This is a genomic window from Trichocoleus sp. DQ-A2 (assembly GCF_039961915.1).
Lineage (GTDB): Bacteria > Cyanobacteriota > Cyanobacteriia > Cyanobacteriales > FACHB-T130 > FACHB-T130.
The window spans coordinates 232,115-255,084 of the sequence record NZ_JAMPKD010000001.1 but is presented as its reverse complement, the minus strand read 5'-3'; the positions used below and the strand labels follow the sequence as shown (position 1 = coordinate 255,084).

General features: G+C 46.9%; 17 protein-coding genes. 5 read left to right on the top strand and 12 right to left on the bottom strand.

All coding sequences use genetic code 11. The features are described from left to right. Window positions 1–22: 22 nt before the first annotated feature. The 5 genes from NC997_RS01050 to NC997_RS01030 form a co-directional block, all read right to left on the bottom strand. Window positions 23–298, bottom strand: coding sequence for a DUF1830 domain-containing protein (locus NC997_RS01050; RefSeq protein ID WP_190412307.1), 276 nt, complete (start codon window positions 296–298; stop codon window positions 23–25). A 115-nt stretch (window positions 299–413) separates the two neighbouring features. Further along, window positions 414–731, bottom strand: a complete 318-nt coding sequence (locus tag NC997_RS01045; protein WP_190412306.1) for a hypothetical protein — start codon at window positions 729–731, stop codon at window positions 414–416. Window positions 732–1,122: 391 nt separating this feature from the next. Beyond that, on the bottom strand, window positions 1,123–1,485 hold the full coding sequence (locus NC997_RS01040) for a winged helix-turn-helix domain-containing protein (protein ID WP_199302601.1): 363 nt from the start codon (window positions 1,483–1,485) through the stop codon (window positions 1,123–1,125). 465 nt (window positions 1,486–1,950) lie between these two features. Further along, on the bottom strand, window positions 1,951–2,634 hold the full coding sequence (locus tag NC997_RS01035; RefSeq protein ID WP_190528685.1) for a response regulator transcription factor: 684 nt from the start codon (window positions 2,632–2,634) through the stop codon (window positions 1,951–1,953). A 136-nt stretch (window positions 2,635–2,770) separates the two neighbouring features. Beyond that, window positions 2,771–3,838: a M20/M25/M40 family metallo-hydrolase gene (locus NC997_RS01030; RefSeq protein ID WP_190528683.1), complete on the bottom strand. Its 1,068-nt coding sequence runs from the start codon at window positions 3,836–3,838 to the stop codon at window positions 2,771–2,773. A gap of 131 nt (window positions 3,839–3,969) precedes the next feature. On the opposite strand from NC997_RS01030, the gene NC997_RS01025 reads away from it, so the two are divergent. Both NC997_RS01025 and NC997_RS01020 read left to right on the top strand, forming a co-directional pair. Beyond that, window positions 3,970–5,247 carry a sulfite exporter TauE/SafE family protein gene (locus NC997_RS01025; protein WP_190528681.1) on the top strand — a complete coding sequence of 426 codons (1,278 nt, stop codon included), beginning with the start codon at window positions 3,970–3,972 and terminating at the stop codon, window positions 5,245–5,247. After that, the gene (locus NC997_RS01020) at window positions 5,222–5,905 is read left to right on the top strand and encodes a hypothetical protein (protein WP_199306242.1); all 684 of its coding nucleotides are present in this window, start codon (window positions 5,222–5,224) and stop codon (window positions 5,903–5,905) included. The genes NC997_RS01025 and NC997_RS01020 overlap by 26 nt, the downstream gene beginning before the upstream one ends. 215 nt (window positions 5,906–6,120) lie before the next feature. Here the strand turns inward: NC997_RS01020 and NC997_RS01015 are convergent, their stop codons facing one another. After that, on the bottom strand, window positions 6,121–7,110 hold the full coding sequence (locus tag NC997_RS01015; protein WP_190528679.1) for a PRC-barrel domain-containing protein: 990 nt from the start codon (window positions 7,108–7,110) through the stop codon (window positions 6,121–6,123). Window positions 7,111–7,162: 52 nt separating this feature from the next. Then, on the bottom strand, window positions 7,163–10,849 hold the full coding sequence (gene smc, locus NC997_RS01010) for a chromosome segregation protein SMC (RefSeq protein ID WP_190528676.1): 3,687 nt from the start codon (window positions 10,847–10,849) through the stop codon (window positions 7,163–7,165). Between the two features lie 221 nt (window positions 10,850–11,070). On the opposite strand from smc, the gene NC997_RS01005 reads away from it, so the two are divergent. Together NC997_RS01005 and NC997_RS01000 are read left to right on the top strand one after the other, a co-directional pair. Then, complete coding sequence (locus tag NC997_RS01005; RefSeq protein ID WP_190528675.1) at window positions 11,071–13,188, top strand: NACHT domain-containing protein; 2,118 nt, start codon at window positions 11,071–11,073, stop codon at window positions 13,186–13,188. Window positions 13,189–13,449: 261 nt separating this feature from the next. Continuing rightward, window positions 13,450–16,191, top strand: a complete 2,742-nt coding sequence (locus NC997_RS01000; protein ID WP_190528674.1) for a protein kinase — start codon at window positions 13,450–13,452, stop codon at window positions 16,189–16,191. A 107-nt stretch (window positions 16,192–16,298) separates the two neighbouring features. On the opposite strand, the gene NC997_RS00995 is transcribed toward NC997_RS01000, so the two are convergent. The 4 genes from NC997_RS00995 to pheS all read right to left on the bottom strand — a co-directional run bounded on the left by NC997_RS00995 (window position 16,299) and on the right by pheS (window position 20,871). After that, complete coding sequence (locus tag NC997_RS00995; RefSeq protein WP_190528673.1) at window positions 16,299–17,753, bottom strand: adenylate/guanylate cyclase domain-containing protein; 1,455 nt, start codon at window positions 17,751–17,753, stop codon at window positions 16,299–16,301. Between the two features lie 146 nt (window positions 17,754–17,899). Continuing rightward, window positions 17,900–18,382 (bottom strand): hypothetical protein, encoded by a 483-nt coding sequence (locus tag NC997_RS00990; RefSeq protein ID WP_190528672.1) that lies wholly within the window; start codon window positions 18,380–18,382, stop codon window positions 17,900–17,902. 67 nt (window positions 18,383–18,449) lie between these two features. Continuing rightward, window positions 18,450–19,499, bottom strand: coding sequence for a molybdopterin-dependent oxidoreductase (locus NC997_RS00985; protein WP_190528671.1), 1,050 nt, complete (start codon window positions 19,497–19,499; stop codon window positions 18,450–18,452). A 376-nt stretch (window positions 19,500–19,875) separates the two neighbouring features. After that, window positions 19,876–20,871: a phenylalanine--tRNA ligase subunit alpha gene (pheS, locus tag NC997_RS00980; protein WP_190415893.1), complete on the bottom strand. Its 996-nt coding sequence runs from the start codon at window positions 20,869–20,871 to the stop codon at window positions 19,876–19,878. Between the two features lie 152 nt (window positions 20,872–21,023). Here pheS and surE point away from each other — a divergent pair, with 152 nt between their 5' ends. Then, a complete protein-coding gene (gene surE, locus NC997_RS00975; RefSeq protein ID WP_190528670.1) occupies window positions 21,024–21,824 on the top strand; it encodes a 5'/3'-nucleotidase SurE in 801 nt (266 codons plus the stop codon). Between the two features lie 155 nt (window positions 21,825–21,979). On the opposite strand, the gene NC997_RS00970 is transcribed toward surE, so the two are convergent. After that, window positions 21,980–22,885 (bottom strand): cistern family PEP-CTERM protein, encoded by a 906-nt coding sequence (locus NC997_RS00970; protein ID WP_190528669.1) that lies wholly within the window; start codon window positions 22,883–22,885, stop codon window positions 21,980–21,982. Window positions 22,886–22,970: the final 85 nt, after the last annotated feature.

Here is a 22,970-nt window from a genome sequence, read left to right as displayed (position 1 = left end):
GTAGCATTTAGAACTGTAGCAATTAAACGAGTTCAGCTGTCAATTCTTGAATATATAGCTGATTGCAAGGGATTGTATCCGCTAGACTTGCATCGAATATCATACCCGTATGAATTTCTAGCTGAGCATCCGGTAACGCTTCAAAGAAAAAACGTTCTTTTGGAAAAACAATCCGCTCAAAGTACCAATTTGGGATATTCGCAATCCGAGCGATCTGAATTTGGCTGGTGGAATTGATATAACAGCAGAGAATTCTATCAGACGAATTTGGAGGAAGAGAATCAAGTATCTGAGTCATAACTATCCTACTTCTGTAAGGCTGATGATGAATGAATCTGGCTTTGCCGAAAACTCATACCAATTCGGTTGCTAATTTATAAAGCAGGGAATCGGTAATTTGTAATGTCTTTTCTTTACAGGATAGGGGTAATGCGAAAAGGCTGTCGGGTAAAATCCTGCCTTAACTGGGTGCTTATCCCATCAAGATTAAACTGAGCAACAGTCATTTTGTTATACTCATCTTGCATAAATTCATGCAGCATCCAAAACCATCTATCTCGATAGGGGGTTCCTTCAGTAAATCTTGAAGCAAGTTTGTAAGCATCTCTCATGGATACCAAGAACCCGTATTTATCGATGTCTTCTTCTTTTATACAATTTTTCTGCCAATAGACTGTAAGAGCATTCAGAGTTGCTTCATCAAGTAAATAAATTTCTTCTTTTTGACTCATTTTGTATTGTTCAACAGAATCTGTTGCCCTGAATAAACTGCTGTGAAAAATATCTTAATATTAACCAATTAGATAAATGAAGAAGCAGTATCGCAGATGATTTTTTGAGATCGTTCGCTCAATGTTGGTTGTTTAAGCTTCTTCCCATCTAACGGTCTATGTGAAACCCTGGTTTAGCTTTGACAAGAGTGATTAAATTTGGCATTTCCTGGTAACAATAGCTACAAAACCAGTAAACTTTCCCCAAAGCAGCATGGCGGACTAAGGGCTGGGAACAGCAAGGGCAAGAAGGCATTTTTCTTTTCTATTCAAACGCTTTATCTAAAAGTTAACGCCTAAAAGTGAAGAAGTCGGGAAGAAGGAAAGTTAGATTTTGTCAGCGTAACCATGCTTAAGGTCGGGGCGGGCTGTTTTGGAGACGATAACCTACGCCATAAACGGTTTCAATTAAATCAGCGGGTGCGCCCACTGCTTGCAGTTTCCGCCGTAAATGCTTAATGTGAGCCTTGATGGTCTCTTCATGAGGCATTTCTTCAGGCTGCCAAAGGCGTTGGAGAATCTCATCTCGCTTTAATATGCAGCTACCCTTTTTCAAGAACAGTTCTAGTAAGCAACACTCTTTTGCAGTTAAATTCAGAGGTTGACCGGCATAGGTAGCTTCATGGGTAGCTGGATTGAAGTGTAAGTCTCCCCACTTCAACACCGACTGCAAAGCCGAACCCTCTGAGTCCATTACCGTTTTGGCAGAAGCCAATAGCCTTATCAGTTTTTCTCGCTCTTTTCTTAGTTTTCTTAGGCTATTTCGCTGAGTGATTAGGAGCTTTTGTTGCTCAGTTAGTGCTTTTTGTCGCTTTTCATGGTTATTTTGACATGTAATCAAGTTTTTTTGGCTCCTTATCCTCGCTTGTTGTTGTCTTTCACTGGCTTCTGATTGATTAAGAGAGTTATCTGTATCGCTACTATGTGTGAAATTCATTTGTTTTAGGTGTAAACAAAAACGACACTAGCAGAGTAAAAGTTGCATTACAGCTAGAAGATTTATGGCTGTATGGCTGTAACGAACTTCGATTTTTTTAACTTATCTACGATCTATGACATTAGTGCCAACTATGACGTTAGTGCCAAAAAGTGAAAATCTGAGGTCAGGGTAAGATTCAATCGATAGTTTGGGGGACTTCCCTTCCGATGAAGCGATCGCCCTCGTTTCACTGAACGCTACTTAAACCTGAGACTCTTGTTTCAAGCGATAGCCCAAACCATAAACAGTTTCAATCAAATCACTCGGGGCACCAATCGCTTGCAATTTCTGCCGTAAACGCTTGATGTGGGTCTTGATTGTTTCTTCTTGCGGGATTTCTTCAGTGGGCCAAAGGCGGTCGAGAATCGCACTCCGACTCCACACCCGGCGACCATTTCGCACGAACAGCTCGATTAAGCGATACTCTTTTGCCGTCAATTCCAGAGGATGACCGCCATAGGTGACTTCACAGGTAATCGTGTTACAGCACAAGCCTTCCCAGTTAAGGATGGGTGGTACCGTCAAACTACCCCGACGCAGTAAAGCACGGATGCGAGCGAGTAACTCTTGCTGGTCATAGGGGTAAACAACATAATCATCTGCGCCTGCATCTAATACCATTACCTTCTGAGCAGCGCTATCCTGAGTCGCCACGATGAGGACAGGGGTGCGATCGCCCATGCACCGCAATTGTCGGCAAAAGTCGATACCGTTCAAGTTCGGCAAGCACAAATTCAAGATAATCAAGTCGTAGGGAAAGGTTTGCGATTGCTCCCATCCGGCTTGACCATCAGGGGAAAAATCAACTACATAATTTTGGTCAACGAGCGCTTGGTTCAGGGTTTTAGCAAGGTATTGCTCATCTTCCACTAGCAGAATTCTCATAGGAGCTTCACTGAAAAAGTGAAAAACTAGGGAAAAGTTAGGTGTTTCCCTAGAGTATCACCGAGAAGCTGATTAAAGCATTGCTCTTTAGCATAGGATATAAAAAACGTCAACTATTTTTGGGCAATGCCAGCCGTTATTGCCCGAAATTGCTGCCAGCAGATGGTGAGGAGGTGGATGGCTCCGATTCCAGGCGATCGCTTTCCAAAAGCCGAGCGATCGCGTTCGCAACGAGCTGGGCGGCTCCTTGGAAGAAGGGTCGATCTAAATTGGTCGGCGTATCGCTGGGCTGATGATAGTGGGGAGTCCGCAGATTCGCTGTATCGGTCAACAGCACTGCACCCACTCCCCGATACCAGAACGGCGCATGATCGCTACGCAACACATCGGGGGTCATGAGACCTTTTAAAGGCACGGGTACGGTGAGAACCAGGGGTAAACCGGGTTGAGCGGACTTTTTAAAAGCGTCTAGCAGTGGCAAGTGTTCGGTGTCCCCAACGACCGCTAGAAAGTCGCCTTTATCGCTGGGTGGAGTGATGGGCAAACCAGGGGGAAATTTCTGGCAGCCTGGGGTGTAGCAAGCATAGCCCACCATATCCATGACGATGACGCCGCGCAGGTTATCTAAATTTGTCTGCTTTGCGGCAAAGGCAAGACTGCCCCGGAGTCCCAATTCTTCTTGGTCAAAGAATGCTAATTGTAATGTCTGGGGAGTGGGGCGGGAACCGAAAAGATGAGCCATTTCCAGAATTACGGCAACACCGCTAGCATTGTCATCGGCACCAGGAGAACCGGGAACGGTATCGTAATGGGCGGCGATGAGAACGGTTCCCGCTTTCTTATCGGTGCCTTTGCGAGTCGCAACAACGTTGACGCCGCCCTCGAAAGTTTGTAATTCGGGCGACCAGCCCAACTTTTTGAGCGATTGCGTCAGGTATTTGCGAGTGCGATCGCGTTCTGTCTGGGTGTAGCGCTGAAAGTTTAATGCGTTGACGTGCGCCATCAGCCGCTTTGGGTCTACATTCGGGGCATTGACGGGTTTCTCAGACGCCACTGCTATGTCGAAATGCTGGACTGGAGGTGCTGGAGTGCTTTCTACCCGGCTTTCAATGACTGGTTGCGATCGCGGCTGGAAGAATTCATGGCTGCTGACGGCGACTGCGATCGCGACCAGTGCTAACACCGAGACTATCCATTTCCTCATTTTTCTACCTAAAATTACCGTTTGTTTATCGCCGCCCCCCGTCCAGACCTAGAATAACGACTGAGGGAGTTGGGTCTATTCCAGCTTTCGACCGAACAAGCCGCTGGAGAGGTTCCTAAGAAACAAACATAATGTTGGATTTGTTGCTAGTCATGGCTCTGGGATTTTTGGGGAGTTTTGGTCACTGCGTGGGAATGTGTGGCCCTCTCACCGTAGCGTTTTCCCTGTCCCATCAGCAAAATACCGCTCCCCGCTGGCAGCAGCAACTGTATTTTCACGGGCTATTAAATTTGGGGCGGATTGTTAGTTATACCCTCACGGGTATTGGACTTGGGGCACTGGGTTCTCTATTAATTGCCGGAGGGCAATTCGCTGGAATCGGAAGTGACTTGCGCCGCGCGATCGCTATTTTGACCGGACTGATGCTGATCTGGTTTGGCTTGGCACAGATTAAACCAGATTTCCTGCCTCGGCTCCCGATTTTACATCCCCTCAAGCAAGGCATCTGGCACAATCGTCTGAACGCCGCAATGGTCAAGCTGTCACTGAAATCGAGCCAGCCGCCGCCCGGAGGGGTATCTACAAGCGATCGCCAAAATCGTCCCTCCTTAACACCGGCTTTATTGGGGCTGGTTTGGGGCTTAATTCCCTGCGGATTCTTGTATGCGGCTCAACTCAAGGCAGCGGAAACGGGCAGTCTCTGGATGGGAGCCGCAACCATGCTGGCTTTTGGGCTAGGAACGCTCCCAATGATGCTGGGCGTCGGAGTGTCGGCATCTAAATTAAGTGCTGACAAACGCAGCCAGTTGTTTCGGTTGGGCGGTTGGGTGACGCTGACGATTGGTATCCTCACCCTGATGCGAACCGGCGACACAATGGTAGATTACACAGGACACGCGGCGTTACTGTGTTTGATGCTGGCGCTGATTGCCCGTCCGGTTAGCCGCTTCTGGGCACAATTGTTACATTACCGCCGCGCCTTGGGAGTGGGAGCTTATGTGCTGTCCCTTGCCCACATTTTTCACATGGTAGAGCATACGCTGAACTGGAATTTCAACGCGGTGTTTTTTATGCTGCCGGTGCATCAATGGGGAGTGGGCGCGGGAGCGATCGCTTTGGCGTTGATGACTCCAGCGGCACTAACCAGTTTTGACCGGATACAGAAATCTTTAGGCAAACGCTGGCGACAGATTCATCTGCTGAGCATTCCAGCGTTTCTCCTGTGTGTAATTCATGCGGTGCTAATCGGTTCCCATTATCTCGGTACTTTAGGGGGGGCTTGGGCGAATCAGCTGCGGGTAGTCTTACTGGGAATGGTGGCGTTGGCTGTATTGCTGGTGCGAGTTCGCTGGATTTGGTCACTTTTTTCACTTGAAAAATTATATGTCCCTCCTTCCCAGTCTCGGTAAAAGCTCTTTACAAATTGACCAACCGTATCTTAATCAAAAGGGTTGGGGGAATCGCAGGTATTTGTTGCAGACAATGGGTGAAACGGTGTTCTTCCTGACACTACTGGTTACACCCGCTGCTGCCCATAAGGTGCAGATTGCAGAAGATGTCGGTGGCACCCTGCACATCGAACCCAATGACAACCCCAAAGCTGGAGAACCTTCTCTTACCTGGTTTGCACTCACGCGCAAAGGGGGTCACGTCATCCCCTTGCAGCAGTGTAATTGTCAGTTAACTGTCTACTCTGAACCCCGCCCCCCAAACGCCGTCCCCGTCTTGTCACCCCCACTGAAAGCCATTTCCGCAGAAGGGTATCAAGGCATTCCGGGTGCCGAGATTGTTTTCCCCAAGCCGGGGACTTATCAGCTGCAACTCAGGGGAACACCCACATCGGGAGCAAATTTTCAGGCGTTTGAGCTGAAATTTCCCGTTACCGTGGCAGCAGGGACGGCGGTGCCAAAAGTCAGTCAATCTAGCCAGCCGTCTACTCAGGAGCCAGTTCCTGGGGATACCTTGGCTTCCGCTAGCGCGAATCGCTTGGCATTCCCTAGTGCGATCGCTTTATTTGTCCTTCTCGGACTGGGAATCGCTTGGTTTGTCTGGCGGCGAAGAAAGTAAAGATGCTAGGAGACATTGCAACGCGATGTGGAATTTTCCCAAATGAAAATCCCAGCCGATGCTTCTAAAGCAAGTTAGAAGCATCGGCTGGGACTTAGATTCTCACTCTTTGTGGATAGACTCGGAACCTCACCCCCAACCCCTCTCCGTTCACAGAGAGGGGCGAATATTGAACCCCTCCCCGTGAACGAGGAGGGACTGGGGTGGGGTTCACCTTAATAGGTGCCGTCTTCGTACTCCGGCGCTTTGGTTTTTTCAGGAATGTTTAGGCGGGGCGCTTTGTAAGGTTCTGGCTCCTCAGCATCTTCCCAAACATCTTTCTCCTCATATGCGTCTTCTTCGTAGTCCTCTTCGTCGTCGTATGGCTCAGATTCCACGTAGGGTCGATCTTCATAGCGAACGCCCCGCGTTTCGGTTGTCGCCTCGCTCCAGTTATCCTCTTCGTCGTCTTCTTCGTAATAAATGGATTCGGCTTGGCGCTTCCGAACTGGCTCTGGTTCTGGTTCGTCCCACTCGTCCTCATCCCAGCGGTTTTCAACAACCGGGGTGGAAGTGCGGAGTGGCGTGACAGTCGGGGTGCGAATGGGGATGCCAGTTCCCAGCTGCTTGTCCGATGCAACCGTCGGCTGGAAGTAAGCTTCCTCGTCTTCTCGTTCCCAAGGCGCTCTGCCAATGCCCAGACGCTCTAAAACGCCCACCGTTAGCTGAACGAGACGCTCTTCGGAGCCTTCAAATACAATTAATCGATTCGGGCCACTGCTGACAATTTCCTCTATCGGCAGCTCATAGGTGCTAATCACCTGGTCGGGAATTTGCGGCAACCCCAAAGATGCAACGATCAAGGAGTAAACTTTGCCACTGTCAGGATCGAACTTGAAACTCCGGACTCTCCCTAGAAGTTCGCCCGTTTCCGTAATCACTTCGCTGTTGATCAGGGTGCTGTAGGCATCAACGTCGATATCTTCAATAACGTCGTCATCTTCAACCAAGATCACATCGCCCATCTGACGGATGCTATCAAGGAGCATATACCGGGGCATTCCCGCAATCGAGAGCAGATTGTCTCGCAAACCGAGCGCCACAACCTTGCGCTGATCGATGTCTACCAATAGCTCCTTGACAACACCCACGCGCTTACCAGTGTCGCGGGTGATGACTTGGGTATTTAAAATGTCGGAGCGTTGACGGATTTGTTCAGATGTCATTGGAGGCCGAATCCCGATCTCGAATCCTATTAGTTACTAATACTAATTCAAATCATACAGACTCTTTTTGAGACTGCAATTTTAGTCCCAAAACTTGGGTGTAAGCTCCTCGCGCCTGAGTGACGCCGATCGTGCGTTCAGATGACTCAATCATAGGGCGTCGGAGACTCACAACAATAAACTGCGCCTGCATCGCTTGTTGTTTAATCATTCTAGCTAATCGCTCTACGTTTGCCCCATCCAAAAACATATCGACTTCATCAAAAGCATAGAATGGCGAGGGACGGTAGCGTTGCAGGGCAAAGATGAAACTCAGGGCGGTGAGGGATTTTTCGCCGCCGGACATGGAAGCAAGCCGCTGTACGGGTTTGCCTTTGGGGTGTGCAACGAGGTTTAAACCTCCAACGAAAGGATCTTCAGAATCGTCGAGTTGTAAGTAGCCATCGCCATCGGAAAGTTCGGCAAATATTGACTGAAAGTTTTGATTGACTGCATCGAAGGCTTCTTGGAAGGCGCGGCGTCGGAGGGTGGTGAAATTTTCAATTCGCAATAACAATTCGGTGCGTTCTGCTTCTAATGTTGCTAATTTCTGAGTGAGTTCTTCTAATCGGGTGGTGGTACGTTCGTATTCTTCTAACGCCAGCATATTGACGGGTTCCATTGCTTGCAGGCGTTTGGCGATCGCTCGCATTTCTTTTTGCAATTGTTCGAGTTGAGCGATTAAGGAGTCAAAGGCGATCGCTTCCGTCTCAGTAGAACCCGGATTGACAAGCATGGGCACTTCTGGCAGCGGATCGGGTAATTCTGCTTGTTGTGCTTCTAGCTGCGGTTGCACGGTGGCTAAGGCTTCCCGATGCTGTTGTTGGGTTTCTTGGAGTTTTTGCAGTTGCCATTCCAGCTGCTGTTGGGAAAGATGACGCGATCGCAATTCTTGTTCGGCGCGATCGCGTTGTTGTTTAATTTCCCCTAATTTCTCCTCTTGCTGTTTTAATCCGGCTTGGGTTTGGGCAATTTGAGTGATAAGTTCTTCGGCTTTAGTGTTGAGTGCTGTTAGCTGATTTTGTTGCTCTATCTGTTGCGTGCGATATTCTTGCAAGCGCTGCTGACATTCTTGGATTTTTTCTTGCGATCGCTGTTGCTGATTTTCCAAATCTTTTAATCTTTGCTCAGCAGCCCGAAGCGCTTTTTCTCGTTCTTGTAGTTGTTGTTCGCCAGTTTTAATCGTCGCCTGAATTTGTTGCCATTCGCTTGAAGTTTGAGATTGTTCTAATTCTGCTAAAGCTTGCCGCAATTGTTGCAGTTGCGCTTCCTGCGCCGGTAATTCGGCATCGAGAGAGGCTAAGCGAGACTCAGCAGTGTGGAATTCTTGGGTATTTTTAGAAAGAAGCGATCGCCCTTGTTCCGCTTGGGCAATTAAGTTCTTAATTTCCTTTTGCAACTGTTGGCATTGCAGTTCTTGTTCCCGCCGCTTCGCCTTCGCCTCCGTCAATTCTTGACTCAGATGCTTGGTTTTTGCGGTCAGAGAATGGATAATCTCACCACAGCGATCTAAAATTCGCTCAATCTCTTGCAAGCGATTTCTTAACGCCGCTGCTTCTGCCGATTCTGCCGCGTCAGCCGTTCCAAAATGCAGCCCAGAACGTTGATTGCTACTGCCACCCGTCATCGCCCCGCTGCTCTCCAACAGTTCCCCATCGACGGTGACAATCCGGTGCTGCCCCAAGTGACGACGCGCATCACTGAGCGTTTCAAAGACAACGGTACTGCCGAAGACGTAGGCGAAGATATCCCGATATCGCGCCTCACAGTCAATCAAATTCACCGCATAGTCAATAAATCCATTGGCATAACTCAGCGCCACCGTTTGGGAAAATCGCGGCGGCTGAATTTTATTCAAGGGTAAGAACGTGATCCGCCCTGCCCGTTTCTGTTTCAGCAGTTCGATTCCCGCCGCTGCCACACCGTCATCTTCTACTACGAGATTTCCCAGACGCGCACCAGCAGCGGTTTCTAGCGCCAGCTGATAGCGGGGTTCCACGCGCCCTAGCTGGGCAACTAAACCACAAACGCCGGGTAATCCAGATTGGAGAATTACTTTGGTGGCGAAAGTGCCTTGGGCTTCTTGCTCGGCTTGGGCTTGCGCTTCGAGTTTATCCAGTTGGCGCTGTTTGTCTCGTTGCTCTTGTAGCAGTCGCTTCTGAGTCTCTTGCTGGATTTGCAGTTCGTGTTCGGCTGCTGCGAGAGATTGGGCTAAAGATTGGATTTCTTGGGCATAATCATTGAGTTGGATTTCAAAATCAGCCAAACGGGACTGTTTTGTGGTAATTTCTGGCTCGATTGTTTGTAAAAGCTGGCTTTGCTCCTCGATTTGCCGCCCCAAGTTGGCATAACGCTCTCTCAATTGCGCTTGCTCTGTCCGTTGCGGTTCGACCGTTTGCAGTAAAGTTTCGATTTGGCGGTTTACCAGGGTTTGTTGCTGCACCCAAGCTTCTGAGGCGGCAGCGATCGCACTGGCGGCTTCCCGTCTTTCCTCTAACACTTGCTGCGCTTCATCCCGTGCGGCACGTAGAGAAAAGAGCGATCGCGTCTCTACATCGTGTTTCTCCTCAGTCAGATGTTGCAGTGTTTGCTGGTGTTGTTGAAGACTTCGCTCCTCGTGTTCTATATTCGCTGTCGTCGTCCCAAGGGCTATTTCTAACTCGCGCTGCTGGCGTTGAGCCGCACGCCGTTCCGCTTCCTGAGTCGCGAGAACCGATTGCAAAGCCAGAAGTTCTTCTTCCCCCAGCGCTTTCACTTGGATATTCAGTTGGTCGAGTTCTGCCGTGGCTTGCTGGATTTGAGCATACAGGGCAGTTAGTTGGGTGGTTAACTCAACGGAAGTGCGATCGCCTGCGGCGATTTGCTCTTTGAGGCGTTGCTCTTGTTGTTGAAGACTGCGCCATTTTAGAACAACTTCCCACTGTTCTTTCTGCTGAAGTTCGGCGCGAAGTTTTTGGTATTTTTCAGCTTTGATGCGATCTTGAGATAAGCGATCGCGTTGGGCAACCAGTTCCGCCTCGACAATCCGACAGCTATCTTCCCGCTCTTTAACCGAATCTAGCGTGTTCTTCGCCTGCACAATTTTTCGGTCAAAGGTCGCCACACCAGCCAATTCATCAATAATTTCCCGCCGTTCTCGCGGGTTCATCGAAATAATCCCGGTGACATCCCCTTGCAACACCACGTTGTAGCCTTCTGGATAAATCCGCAGGCGGTTCATTTGTTCGTGGAGTTCGGTAAGGTTGCAGGATGCGCCGTTGATGTAGTAATTCGAGGTGTACGTGCCTTGCTGAGTGACTCGCAGTTTCCGCGTCACACTCCAGTCTGAGTTATCATTTCTCCCCCCCTTTTTAAGGGGTGGCAGGGTGGGATCGTCAGGATTTTCTCCTTGCCCATTGTGCGTTTCCTCCTCCTCATCTGAGAAAGCATCCGGTACATCAGACAAATCAAACGTCACCGTCACGCTAGTTTCTACCGTGCCGCGATGGGTTTGGTTGTGATTCACCAAATCTGGCAAGCGTTCCGCCCGCATTCCCTTAGAACTGGCGAGTCCGAGGCAAAACAGCAGCGCATCGAGAATATTCGACTTCCCCGAACCATTAGGGCCAGAAACCACGGTAAACCCCGGCAGCAACGGAATTGAGGTGGTGCCGCCGAAGGATTTGAAGTTACTGAGTTCCACTCGCTTGACATAGACCATAGGTGCTGGTCAATTAGGCTGTTCGGGTAGGTACAAGTGTATCAGCGTAATGATTCTCAACAGGTTAGCACGGGGATATCGGTGGATGAAAGATTATCGCATCGCAGAGGCACAGAGGAGGAGAGGGATAGAATAGCGACGAATTTATTTGTGTGAGTATAGTGCGATTATGCCCAGATTGAGGTTGCGATCGCACTATATCTGTATCTGTATCTGCAAATATGCCAACACTTAACCTGCTTAATCTGCTGCTTTTGTTAATTTGTGTATTGCTTAGTACGATTGTGGCGCTTCTGCCAAGTGCATTTGACAAACAAAAATCATTACCTGGAAGGTGCTTTATTTTTGGGCTATTGGCAGTCTGTGGATTTCTAGCTTTCAGCGGCACGGGACTAATCACTACAGAACAGGCAAAGCAAAACGCCGACTGGATTCAGAAGCTTCGCTGGACTTTGGGGATTGGGTACGCCGTTGCACTGCCAACAATGGTCTATTTGCTTGTCAACAGGCAAAGTAAAAACAACAAGATATCCAGCGATACGCCAGACGTACATTCACAGCGATGGCGGCAGGAATTGCTGGCAATTATGCTAACTGATGTAAGAGTGCGGATGGAAGACTCTCTGCATGATGATGAGTTGATTCCGCTACTGATGGAAGACAGACGGGAAGAGGTGGGACGACTTCCAGAAGTAACGGTGAATGCTAAACCGTCTCCTGATTGGTGGGAGATGCTACGGAAATTTACACGAGTAACCGCCGAATCTGAACCGGGCAAAAAAATTATAGATGTCTTTGAGCAAGATGATATTGCTGGCAGATTGCTAATTTTAGGTGCGCCCGGATCTGGCAAAACCACGATGCTGTTGGAACTAGCGCAAGACTTGATTTTAGCTGCCCAACAGCAGCCAGAAAAGCCAATCCCGGTAATCTTTGAACTTTCTAGCTGGAAAGATGATCGGCAACCTATTTCTGACTGGCTGGTTGCCGATCTCAAGTTTCGCAATAATATCCCAGAGGCAATTACTCGTGAGTGGTTGGAAACAGGTAAATTGTTGCCCCTGTTGGATGGTTTGGATGAATTACAAAGCCGCCAGGGACAATGTATTGAAAGAATTAATGAGTTTCTGCAAACAACTTCTCGCCTATCTCAAATTGTCGTCTGCTGTCGTGACGAAGAGTATAAAACAGGTGAGGAAATTTTGACACTGCGGGGAGCAGTTTGTCTAAAGCCACTCGAAGAAAAGCAGATAAAAGGCTATTTGCAACGGTTAAATTGCGGACATCTCTGGCATGGTATCCAGAACGATCCAGATGGTTTGCTGGCGTTAGCAAAGATGCCGCTGCTGTTGCATCTCATTCCGGTAGCTTATCCAAATGGTCTAGAAAGCAAAGCTGAACGCTTCAACTCTCCGGCTGAACTCGAAGCATACCAGGAGAAATGCCGAAAAGACTTGTTTGATGCTTATATCAAACGCCGCTTAGAACTGCCTCACGACTGTCAAGGATATGAACCGAAGGATAGTAAACGCTGGTTGATTTGGCTGGCTAAAACTCTTAAGAAGCAGAAGCAGACAGAGTTTTTTATTGAAAAAATGCAGCCAAGTCTTTTAGACACCACTCAAGAAAAATTACTTTATGGGTTGATTATTGGGTTGATTCTTGGGCTGGTTACTGGGCTGATTTTTGGAGTAACCTTTGAGCCGCTTTTTGGGCTTATTACTGGGCTGGCAAATGGAATAGCTGGATTGATTATTGGGCTATTTTTAAATGGCATAAAACTTAGAGACGACTTAAAAATTACTTGGGAGAGAACTCAAAATGGGCTAGTTTTTGGGCGGCTTAGTGGGCTTTCTGGGTTGAGTTTTGGACTGGGTTATGGGCAAAGTGACGCGCTGTTTTTCGGGCTATTTTTTGGGTTAATTGGGCTAATTCTTGGGATATTTTTTAGGCTAATTGAAGAGAAAATAAAATATCGAAATGAACCAAATGAAGGAATTAAAAATTCAGCCAAAAATACTATAATTATTAGTTGGATTATGTTGCCTGCGGGAATGCTACTTTATGCATTCCCGTTGGTAGCTATAAAGAAGCCAGTTGAGCCTATCAGTACAGTAATTCCTGGGCTTGGTTTCGCGCTATTTTTTGGCATCCTCTGTGCTGGTTTACCTGTGATTCAACACTTTGCTTTGCGCCTAATCTTGTGGAAGAGCGGGGCGATTCCCTGGAATTATGCCCGTTTTCTCAGCTATGTAAATGAGCGTAGGTTGATTAAACAAGTCGGTGGACGCTATCGCTTCATTCACGACTTACTCCGCGAATATTTCGCCAAAATGTAACTGTATATAGCAACCCCATTTGAGTAGTGAGATGCCAACTCTTCAGATCCCCGACTTCTTGAAGAAGTCGGGGATCTTGCCTTCACGAATTATTTAGGATTACTATCTGCCTCAGAGTAACAGTAGTTGTAAGAAGTGAGAGCGCAGCTTCGCCTCAAACTGCGTCCTACACATCTTCATCTCCTCTTCAACTGAGCGCGATCGCTCCCAGCTATGATGCTTGTATAGAATCACCAGCAACCAGTAACAGCGTAAACTGAGATGACACCGACGCTCTTAAATAACCGCTATCGCATCATTCGGGCGTTGGGAACAGGTGGGTTTGGCGAAACCTTTTTGGCAGAAGACACCTATATGCCTTCCCGTCGTATTTGTGTCATCAAGCAACTGAAACCTGTATCCAATAACCCCCAAGTTTATCAACTCGTTCAAGAGCGATTTCAGCGAGAAGCAGCTATCTTAGAGCAACTGGGTGAAGGGAACGAACAAATTCCTCGGTTGCACGCTTATTTTGAAGAAAAAGGGCAGTTTTACTTAGTTCAGGAATGGATTGAAGGTTTCACCCTGAGTCAAAAATTGCAACAGCAGGGACTTCTGGGCGAAGATTTAGTCAAGGAAATGCTAGCAAGTCTCTTGCCAGTTTTGGATTATATCCACACCAAAGGAGTTATCCACCGAGATATCAAACCGAGCAATATTATTCTGCGACAACAGGATGACAAGCCTGTTTTAATCGATTTTGGCATCGCTAAGGAAATCATTGACAGGACGGTAGACGCCCAAAGCGATATCAGTCAATCAATTGCTGTCGGGACGCTGGGTTATATGCCCCCAGAACAAGCAGCGGGTAAACCTGTCTACGCAAGCGATATTTATAGTCTAGGATTGACTGCGATTTATCTGCTGACAGGTAAACGTCCTCAAGACTTCCATATCAATCCTCAGACGGGCGAGATGATGTGGGATGCAGACGCCCTAGGATTTAGCCCGAATTTAGTAGAGGTTTTGGATAAGGCAGTGCGATGCCATTCGAGCGATCGCTATCCAGATGCCAAAACCATGCTATCAGCTTTGCAACCTCACGACCAAGCCTTGCCGCACGCCCAAAAGCTTTCCATATCTGATGTAAATACGATTAACTTTGCAGAGATACCAACCTCACCCCTTCCATCTGTTAGACAAGAGAAATCAGAACCTAGAATTCCCCACAGCCGTCAGGAGTATCGCCATCGCCAGATATTGATCAATAAGGTCAAAAATTACTGGATAAAAGGCGTTCTTGAAACTTCCTTACATGGCAAAGCGCTAATAGAACTCGGCTTAGAAAAACGCTTGGATGCAATCGATAGACCTTGGGGGATTGTCTGGGAAACTGCCGACCAACCCAGACAAACTTTATCTAAAAATACTAGAGTCATCGACCTTTTCAATCAAATGGGAGAAGGGCGAACTTTATTAATATTAGGCGAACCGGGGGCAGGAAAAACAACAACCCTTCTAGAACTCGCCCGCGATCTGATTAATCTTGCCGAAAAAGATGTCAATCAGCCAATTTCCGTAGTATTTAATCTTTCTGCCTGGACAAATGCCAAAGAAAAAATTGCTGACTGGCTGATTCGGGAACTCAATACTAAATATCAAGTTTCTAAAGAAATTGGGAAGAATTGGATTAAGGAGCAACAACTACTACTGTTACTAGATGGCTTAGATGAAGTCAGTGCCGAACGGCGGGAGTATTGTGTTGAAGCAATTAATCAATTTAGCCAGGAATACGGGCAAACTGAAATTGTTGTTTGTAGCCGCATCAAAGATTATGAATTGTTATCAAACCGCCTCCGATTTCAAGGCGCAGTTTTTATCCAACCCCTAACTTTAGAACAAATTTATCAATATCTAAAAAGTACGGGAACAGAACTAGCAGCACTCAACACCGCACTGCAAGCAGATACGACACTGCAAGAATTAGCCAAATCCCCGCTAATACTCAGTATTATGACCCTCGCTTACCAAGGAATGTCAATTACTGACTTACCCGGTCTAAATTTAGAAGAACGCCGCCAACATTTATTTGATAAATATATTCAAAGAATGTTTGAGCGCAGAAGTGGGAATACTCAGTATTCAAAAGAACAAGCAATTCACTGGCTCAGTTGGCTGGCACAAAGGTTAGTTGAAAAGTCACAAACGGTATTTTTAATTGAACGGATTCAGCCTAGTTGGTTGCCAACAAACGGGCAAAGAAGAATGTATGCTGTTACCAATGGTTTGCTGATTGGACTGAGTGCAGCATTGGGGGCTGGCATAATTTCTGGGCACGCGGCGGGGCTGCAAGTTGGACTAATTGTTGGACTCATTAGTGGACTATGTGGTTTTCTGGGTGCAGGGTTAATTTTTGGAGTGATTAGTAATCAAATCAACCCAGTTGAAACCCTGAAATGGTCAAGTGCAAAAGCAAAAGATAACCTAAAATCTGGGCTAGTTGTTGGGCTGATTGCTGGGGTAATCTTGGGACTAAGTAGTGGGCTAGTTTCTGGATTAGTGTTTAATCTCCAATCAGGGTTAACTGATACTTTAATTTCTGGGCTAAGGGGTGGTCTGGGTGCGTGGCTAATTTTTATATTGATGCGTGGGTTGATGGGGCCAGGAATCGCAACCAGTACAGTTCCGAATCAAGGAATTTGGCAGTCAGCAAGAAATGCAACATTCTTTGCAATTGTAGGAATTCTGGGGTTAGAAATCATTGCTGGATTGATGGGGATTCCTCTCTTTTGGGGACTAATTATTGGGTTATTTTTCGGAATGTTTGCAGCAGGTGAAGCTTGCGTGAAACACTTTGCTTTACGAGTTATTCTTTATTGCAACGGTTACATACCTTGGAACTATGCGCGTTTTCTAGACTGGGCAACTGAGCGCATTTTGTTACAAAAAGTGGGCGGCGGTTATATTTTTGTTCACCGATTGTTGTTAGAGCATTTTGCTCATAAATCTAACACTCTTAAATAACTTGTACAACCGATATCCCAGACTTCTTAAAGAAGTCCGGGATCTGAACTGCTGGCGTTGTTTTTCGTTGTTAAAAGCTTAATTATAAAATGATTAATTTAAATCATTTATATCTTGACTTCGTAAATAGCGATCGCTTCATCTTTCCCCTTCACTTTCACTGACTTATCTACCAATCCTAAGGAGAATGATTCTCGATGGTACAAACTATTCACTACTGATTCTGTCACCAAGATATTACAGTTATATTGCTTCGTTAAACCCTCAAGGCGAGAAGCTAAATTCACTGCATCGCCAACCACTGTAGAGTCAATACGGGAAGTAAATCCCACGGTACCCATCACTACCTCACCGCGATGGATACCGATCCCGATAGCGATCGCTGGTAAACCTTTTTGCATCCGCGCCTCATTGAAGCGGGAAAGCGTCTGTTGCATCAAAATTGCCGCACGCACAGCGGAATCAGTTCCTTCATCATCGAACAATGCCATGATTGCATCGCCAATATATTTGTCAATAAAGCCACCACTCTCTTCAATCGGCAATCCCATACATTCCAAAAAGTCATTCAAAAACGAAAATGTTTGCTGTGGCGTCATTTGTTCCGCCATTGAGCTGTAACCTCGGATATCGCAAAACAAAATCGTCATCGTTCGCGTTGCCGATACACCCACTTGAATGTTTTCAATTCCCTCTGGTGCAATAACTGCAAGAAATTTGTCCGGTACGAAATGTTCAAACGATTTCAAAGTTTTCTGTAACTTACTAAACGATGTCTGCAATGCGACTGACATCTCGTTAAAAGACTTTGCTAAAGCACCAATTTCATCAGACAAGTTAATTTCCGCACGATGATGCAAATCCCCAGCAGCAATTCTGGCAGCACTCACCTGCAAACGCTGCACTGGATCGCTCAACCGCTTTGCCAAAATATACGCATACACTAAACCAACGAAAAGTCCCACCGTACCCACCAGCAACGCCTGATTTACCGCATAGACAACAGCGCGGTTAATTTGTCGTAGCGACATCCCAATCCGCAACGTGCCGATTTTTTCACCAGATACCATTTGGACATCCGAACTTACCTCTATAATTCGTTCGCCACGCTTCGCGCGTATGCTCTCCAAAAACTTGATATCCCGCAAAGCAAATGTTTCTACAGCAGAAGACTTTTGCGATAAATCTAGGGCGGCATTCGTCACTTTTACTGGCACAATATCTGGAATGTACTGGTTTTGGAAATCGCTAGGAGACGACGCGAGGATCTGATTTTTTTTCCGAACATCAGAGACGAGAATGTATAGGAAATCCTGATTTTCTTTCATCAGCAAATCCAGATCCACGCGGATTTGACTCCAGTTATCTTCAGAAAGTTCGTTCGCTAAGGCATAAGCTGATAGCTTGACTAAGGACTTTGCTTGACTCTTCTGCTGCTGGCGGTAGAGGTTACTCTCGGTCTCTGCCCAAACCCAAACGATTGAGCCAACTAGCGTGACTATCAACAGCGTTGTCGCAGTCATAATCTGGGTGCGGATTGAGTGGAAAGCAAACACTTTCATGGTGCTTCAGCGCTCGTGATTCTCATTTTTATTACATCCCACTAGCGTCATCTAGCATCCGGTTTAAGTTTTAAAATTGGTAGGTCAGTTTGAGACACTGATATTCTTGGTGTCTGATGACTGTTAATAAGTTATTCTTTCTAGACTCAAGTAGGTTCGCTCTCTAAGTTAGTCTTCTTTTTGGGTTTATTCAACTCTTTGCACTTAGCTTGAGCCTCGTTATATGCCTCCGAATAGTTTTTCCCGCCCATCATCACATTGCCGTAATACTCATGCGGTAAAGCATCATAAACAGGTAGTGCGTCATCTTCTGGATAATCTTCCTGAGCTTCTTCTACCGCTGCAATCAGTTTTTTTATGGTTAAACGTTGTGCCGGAAAGTAGTAGAGTTCTTGAGGATTTCTATTGAAATGTGGCAGAGTTGGATCGACAATACAATTATCCAGCTCCAGCCAACCATGCTCAATTGGTTTGTATGGCTGGTCATCCCAAACTAAAAAACCTTGAACATACATACACCCTTCAGTTAACAAGGCTGCTTTATAGGCATTATCAAAAGGAGTTTTCGCTTTGCTTTTAATGCGTTTAGACAGTTCTGTTGAAAGAGTTTCATCTAATGGTTTGCTCATATAAAATCCTTAAAAACAGTTGATATCTTCTGGAAATTTGGTTGTGATAGTTGTGTATTAATTTCTATCAAAAATTGGACAAAATTTCAACCACGAATGTCACCCATCTCTGTTTGCTCAAAGAGAAAGATTTCTCTTCCCTATCTTGACACTTAGAACCAAAAGCGAGTGTCAATGGGCCACCCATTTTTGCGGGGATAGATTCTTGGTTATCGCCCCATCTAGTTGCCAGCAAAATGTCGCAGTCGCGCAGGTCGGCGGCTGCCAAGCGGACTGGATTAGAGGGGTCACGGGAAATGGGTGCCTTCCCTTGAACCACAATTTCGCCATTAACGGGCAACTGAACACCCGCGAAGGCTAAAACATCGCGCACGCGCACTCCGTGAAGTTTGACTTTGCCAGTAGGCCAGCCCATTCTATACCCAACATTGTCCGAAATTGTGACTTGGGGCAGTTTGTCAAGAGTCGCTAAATCTAGTTCGCGCTTTCCTACACGTAATCTTACGGGTTCAGTACCAATTATCATGTGGCTAACGTAAAATGCCCAAGATAATTCGTTATACTTCTGTTTCAATTCTGGGTATCGTCTATACGGAAATATTAAATAAATTGGGCCGCCTTGAGCGCGAGGAATTGGTTTGCCATTTCTGGCGATCGCTAATGTAATCGGGTAGGCAAGCAAATCCTTGACGGCAATTGTCACTTGGTAGCCATCAAAGCAGACAAAGGTAACATCCCTGACATCGGAGGCGATCGCTAACTGTTTTAAGAGGCTAGAGACACGAATGCCGTGAAAGTCAAAAATCTCTTTTGGGTTGAGTACAAAATTCGGATCTGTGGTTTTTACACGCTCGGTTGCCAATGCTTGTAGCTGTTGCCAATTCAATTGCACAGATTCCCTCTGAGCAATTTGCCCCCCAATCTCTAGATTCCATTCAGTTTCCTGTGACTCTTGGGTATTGGCTTTTACCTTCTGGGCATTGAGAGCGATCGCTTCCGTTCGCCATGTTTCCAGTTGCTTGTCTGTTAGCTGATCTGTACAAGCTCCACAAAAGATACTCGCGATCGCTAGCGGCACTAAAGCCAAATTTTTCCCTAGGTTTGGATTCAACCGCATTTAAAAGAATACTTCTTTCGATACTTGGCTGATTAGCGATCGCTCTTACAAGTGCAGCGACTTAATTCTTTTTAACACAGTTAGATCCCTTCATCCGGGAAAATACTAGGTCGGGAAAATATCTAAAACTTATCCGGGGGTTCTCACTCTTAGTGAAATATATACACTCGGAACCTCACCCCAGCCCCTCGACCTCCACGGAGAGGGGAGAATATTGATGGGAGGGAGTATTGAACCTTAGGATGCGGTATGACCGGAAGCATCACCTCCAACCCCTACCTGCTCTTTAGGGAGGCGAAAAAATAGCACCCCATCACCCAAGGAAATAGCCCCCTCTCCGCCTGCGGAGAAGGGTTGAGAGTGAGGTTCCCTCTACTTAAAACTGCCGCAAAAAGCGCAAATCGCTGCTGTACATCCGGCGCACATCATCAATTTGATGCAGTACCATCGCAAAGCGCTCAGCACCAAAGCCAGCAGCAAAGCCAGTATAAACTTCTGGGTCGTAACCTACTTTCTTGAGAACATTGGGATCGACCATCCCGCAGCCCATCACTTCTAGCCATCTCCCTTGCCACTGCACATCCACTTCCGCAGAAGGCTCAGTGAAGGGGAAATAACTCGTCCGGAAGCGAATTGGCAACTCTGCGCCGAACATCTCCTCCAAAAACACTTTAATCGTGCCCTTGAGGTCAGTGAAAGTCAGTCCTTCATCTACTGCCAAAATTTCGATCTGATGGAAGACTGCCGAATGGGTCGCATCGACGGTATCCCGACGGTAACAGCGTCCGGGTGCAACAATCCGAATCGGCGGCTCATTTTCTTCCATGTAGCGAATCTGCACCGAAGAAGTATGAGTCCGCAGCAGATTACCATCCGGCAGGTAGAAAGTATCCTGCATATCGCGGGCGGGGTGGTCGGCGGGAGTGTTCAGCGCCTCGAAGTTGTAGTAGTCTGTCTCCATTTCCGGGCCGTTGGCGACCGTGTAGCCGAGTCCGACGAAGATATCTACAACCCGGTCGATCGTGCTGTTGAGGGGGTGCTTGCGACCGAGGGGACGATAAACTCCCGGCATCGTGACATCCAGGGTTTCTGATTCTAGCTTTGCCTGGATTTGTGCTTCCTGTAAGTTTGTCCGCTTGCGATCCAAGTCTTGTTGTAGCGCTTCTTTGACTTCATTTGCTAAAGCACCAATGCGGGGGCGATCGCTTGCGTCTAATTTGCCTAAACCCCCTAGTACCTTCGAGAGCTGCCCTTTCTTGCCCAGATAGCCAACTCTGAGTTCCTCTAGGCGTTCCAGGGTATCGGCGGCAGCGATCGCTTGAGTTGCTTCCTGTTTGAGCGCGGCTAATTGAGCCTCAAGCTCGTTGAGCATCGTGGTCATTTTAGAGAGGGTCATTTTTAGTGGCAGTAAGCTTGAGTTTAGCGCGATTTTGACTCATCCATCTGCCACAAGCTGCTACAGACTGCGATGCAAATTCATCCACAATAGAGTGAACTCCTCGATAGCACCCCTTGATTGAATTGATGAAATTGCTAATCAGCAACGATGATGGCATCTTCGCTCTGGGCATTCGCACCCTCGCCAATGCTCTCGCAGAAGCCGGTCACGATGTCACCGTAGTTTGTCCCGACCGAGAACGGTCCGCCACTGGTCACGGTCTTACCCTCCACGACCCCATTCGCGCCGAAGTCGTTGACTCGATTTTTCATCCCACAGTTAAAGCTTGGTCTTGTTCGGGAACCCCCTCCGACTGCGTGAAACTGGCACTGGGTGCTTTGCTCGATGCTCCCCCGGATTTTGTCCTTTCTGGTATTAACCACGGCTCCAATCTCGGTACCGACATTCTTTACTCTGGTACAGTTTCAGCAGCAATGGAAGGCGTGATTGAAGGAATTCCCAGCATTGCTTTTAGCCTGACCAGTTACACTTTAAGAGAATTTCAACCCGCTGCCCGGTTTGCCACAATTCTGCTTTCTCAGTTATCGAAGCAGCCGCTACCAGAGGCAATGTTACTCAATGTCAATGTACCGCCTGTGAAGTGGGAAGAGATTGCTGGTGTTGCCCTCACTCGCCAAGGAATTCGCCGCTATTTTGATATCTTTCAAAAGCGAGTAGATCCTCGTGGCAAAACTTATTATTGGTTAGCAGGTGAGGCTATAGAAGAGGTAGAACAACCAGAAAATCCTCTGTTACCGAGTCACATAGAAACAGATGTTCAGGCGATTCGGAAAAACTACATTACGGTAACACCTTTGCAATACAACCTTACCTATGCCGCTGGGATAAATAGCTTGCAAGAGTGGGAGTTAAATTTCCATTTATAGCAATTCTCTAGCACGGTTTAATCCCTTCCCGGCTCCTCCCCGTTCACGCAAATGGGTTCAATATTCCCCTCTCCGTGAACGGAGAGGGGTTAGGGGTGAGGTTCCGAGTGTATATATGAAGATTAAGGAATCCTCAATCTTCAACAAAAAGCGAATTATGGCTGCACTACATTTTTCCGCTTTAACGCTCTAGCAGCACCAGCAGCAACCAATCCTAAAGCTACTGCTGTACCAGGCTCAGGCACAGGCTTTGGTGGCTTAGGCTTGGGCTTGCCAGCTAGCTCGTAACTTCCATTCTGAGTTTGAAACTTGATGGGAAAAGAATCTAAAGTAGCAGCGTAATTTACGCCGAAATTTCCGGTAATGTTGACCTTAATCGTATCAGACTTACCGCCTGATTGCAGACCATCTTTAACATCGCCACCATTGCAACCATTTGCTGCGTAGATGCAAACATCAATGTCTTTAAAGCCCCCAGGAAACTGCTGATTACTAGAATTATCAGGCGGCTTACCAGACTTACCAGATTTATTGGCCTTAACAGTTTGAACCTCAGCCTTTTGAACCTCAGCATTGTCAAAAATGCTTCCTGGTTTAATCAATGACACAGAAGTTGCATCAGGAGTTACGCTAAACCCAGTACTGAGTATCGCTGCCTGGAAATTAGCAGAGGTTGTATTAGTGATTTTGACTTCCAAAGATAGCAAATTTTGAGTAAAATCAAGCACCTTAAAGATACCTGTAGCGCTTAAATCTACTGGAGTGCTTTTACCATCCGTGTTTTTAGTACCGCTGGCAAGGAACCAGTCAACTAAAAAGGAATTACCAATATCATTTTTAGTAATACCAACATCGTATAGCTGTTGACCGGCTGGATTTCCCGCTGTACTATCGGCTCCCGTCTTTGTAGTGATTGTGAAGGCGCTAGCAGGGGAGAAGGTAGAAGATGCGGTGGCAATTCCTGCGGCAACTACAACCGAAGCGAAAATCGAAACAGAACGGCTACCAACAGCAGATAAAACAGGTAATCCGATATTTAGTTTTGAGAGGATTTTTGCCATTATATTGACTTCCTGTATTTTTGCCTGATTTATCTAACTAGCCGTAGACATTTTTATGGTGTGTAAATATATGTGTAAGTGATTT

Bases quoted from the DNA above. Each gene is read 5' to 3' on its own strand.
- NC997_RS01050 (WP_190412307.1), bottom strand. From the start codon at position 298: ATGACTCAGATACTTGATTCTCTTCCTCCAAATTCGTCTGATAGAATT.
- NC997_RS01045 (WP_190412306.1), bottom strand. From the start codon at position 731: ATGAGTCAAAAAGAAGAAATTTATTTACTTGATGAAGCAACTCTGAAT.
- NC997_RS01035 (WP_190528685.1), bottom strand. From the start codon at position 2,634: ATGAGAATTCTGCTAGTGGAAGATGAGCAATACCTTGCTAAAACCCTG.
- NC997_RS01030 (WP_190528683.1), bottom strand. From the start codon at position 3,838: ATGAGGAAATGGATAGTCTCGGTGTTAGCACTGGTCGCGATCGCAGTC.
- NC997_RS01025 (WP_190528681.1), top strand. From the start codon at position 3,970: ATGTTGGATTTGTTGCTAGTCATGGCTCTGGGATTTTTGGGGAGTTTT.
- NC997_RS01020 (WP_199306242.1), top strand. From the start codon at position 5,222: ATGTCCCTCCTTCCCAGTCTCGGTAAAAGCTCTTTACAAATTGACCAA.
- NC997_RS01015 (WP_190528679.1), bottom strand. From the start codon at position 7,110: ATGACATCTGAACAAATCCGTCAACGCTCCGACATTTTAAATACCCAA.
- smc (WP_190528676.1), bottom strand. From the start codon at position 10,849: ATGGTCTATGTCAAGCGAGTGGAACTCAGTAACTTCAAATCCTTCGGC.
- NC997_RS01005 (WP_190528675.1), top strand. From the start codon at position 11,071: ATGCCAACACTTAACCTGCTTAATCTGCTGCTTTTGTTAATTTGTGTA.
- NC997_RS01000 (WP_190528674.1), top strand. From the start codon at position 13,450: ATGACACCGACGCTCTTAAATAACCGCTATCGCATCATTCGGGCGTTG.
- NC997_RS00995 (WP_190528673.1), bottom strand. From the start codon at position 17,753: ATGAAAGTGTTTGCTTTCCACTCAATCCGCACCCAGATTATGACTGCG.
- NC997_RS00990 (WP_190528672.1), bottom strand. From the start codon at position 18,382: ATGAGCAAACCATTAGATGAAACTCTTTCAACAGAACTGTCTAAACGC.
- NC997_RS00985 (WP_190528671.1), bottom strand. From the start codon at position 19,499: ATGCGGTTGAATCCAAACCTAGGGAAAAATTTGGCTTTAGTGCCGCTA.
- pheS (WP_190415893.1), bottom strand. From the start codon at position 20,871: ATGCTCAACGAGCTTGAGGCTCAATTAGCCGCGCTCAAACAGGAAGCA.
- surE (WP_190528670.1), top strand. From the start codon at position 21,024: ATGAAATTGCTAATCAGCAACGATGATGGCATCTTCGCTCTGGGCATT.
- NC997_RS00970 (WP_190528669.1), bottom strand. From the start codon at position 22,885: ATGGCAAAAATCCTCTCAAAACTAAATATCGGATTACCTGTTTTATCT.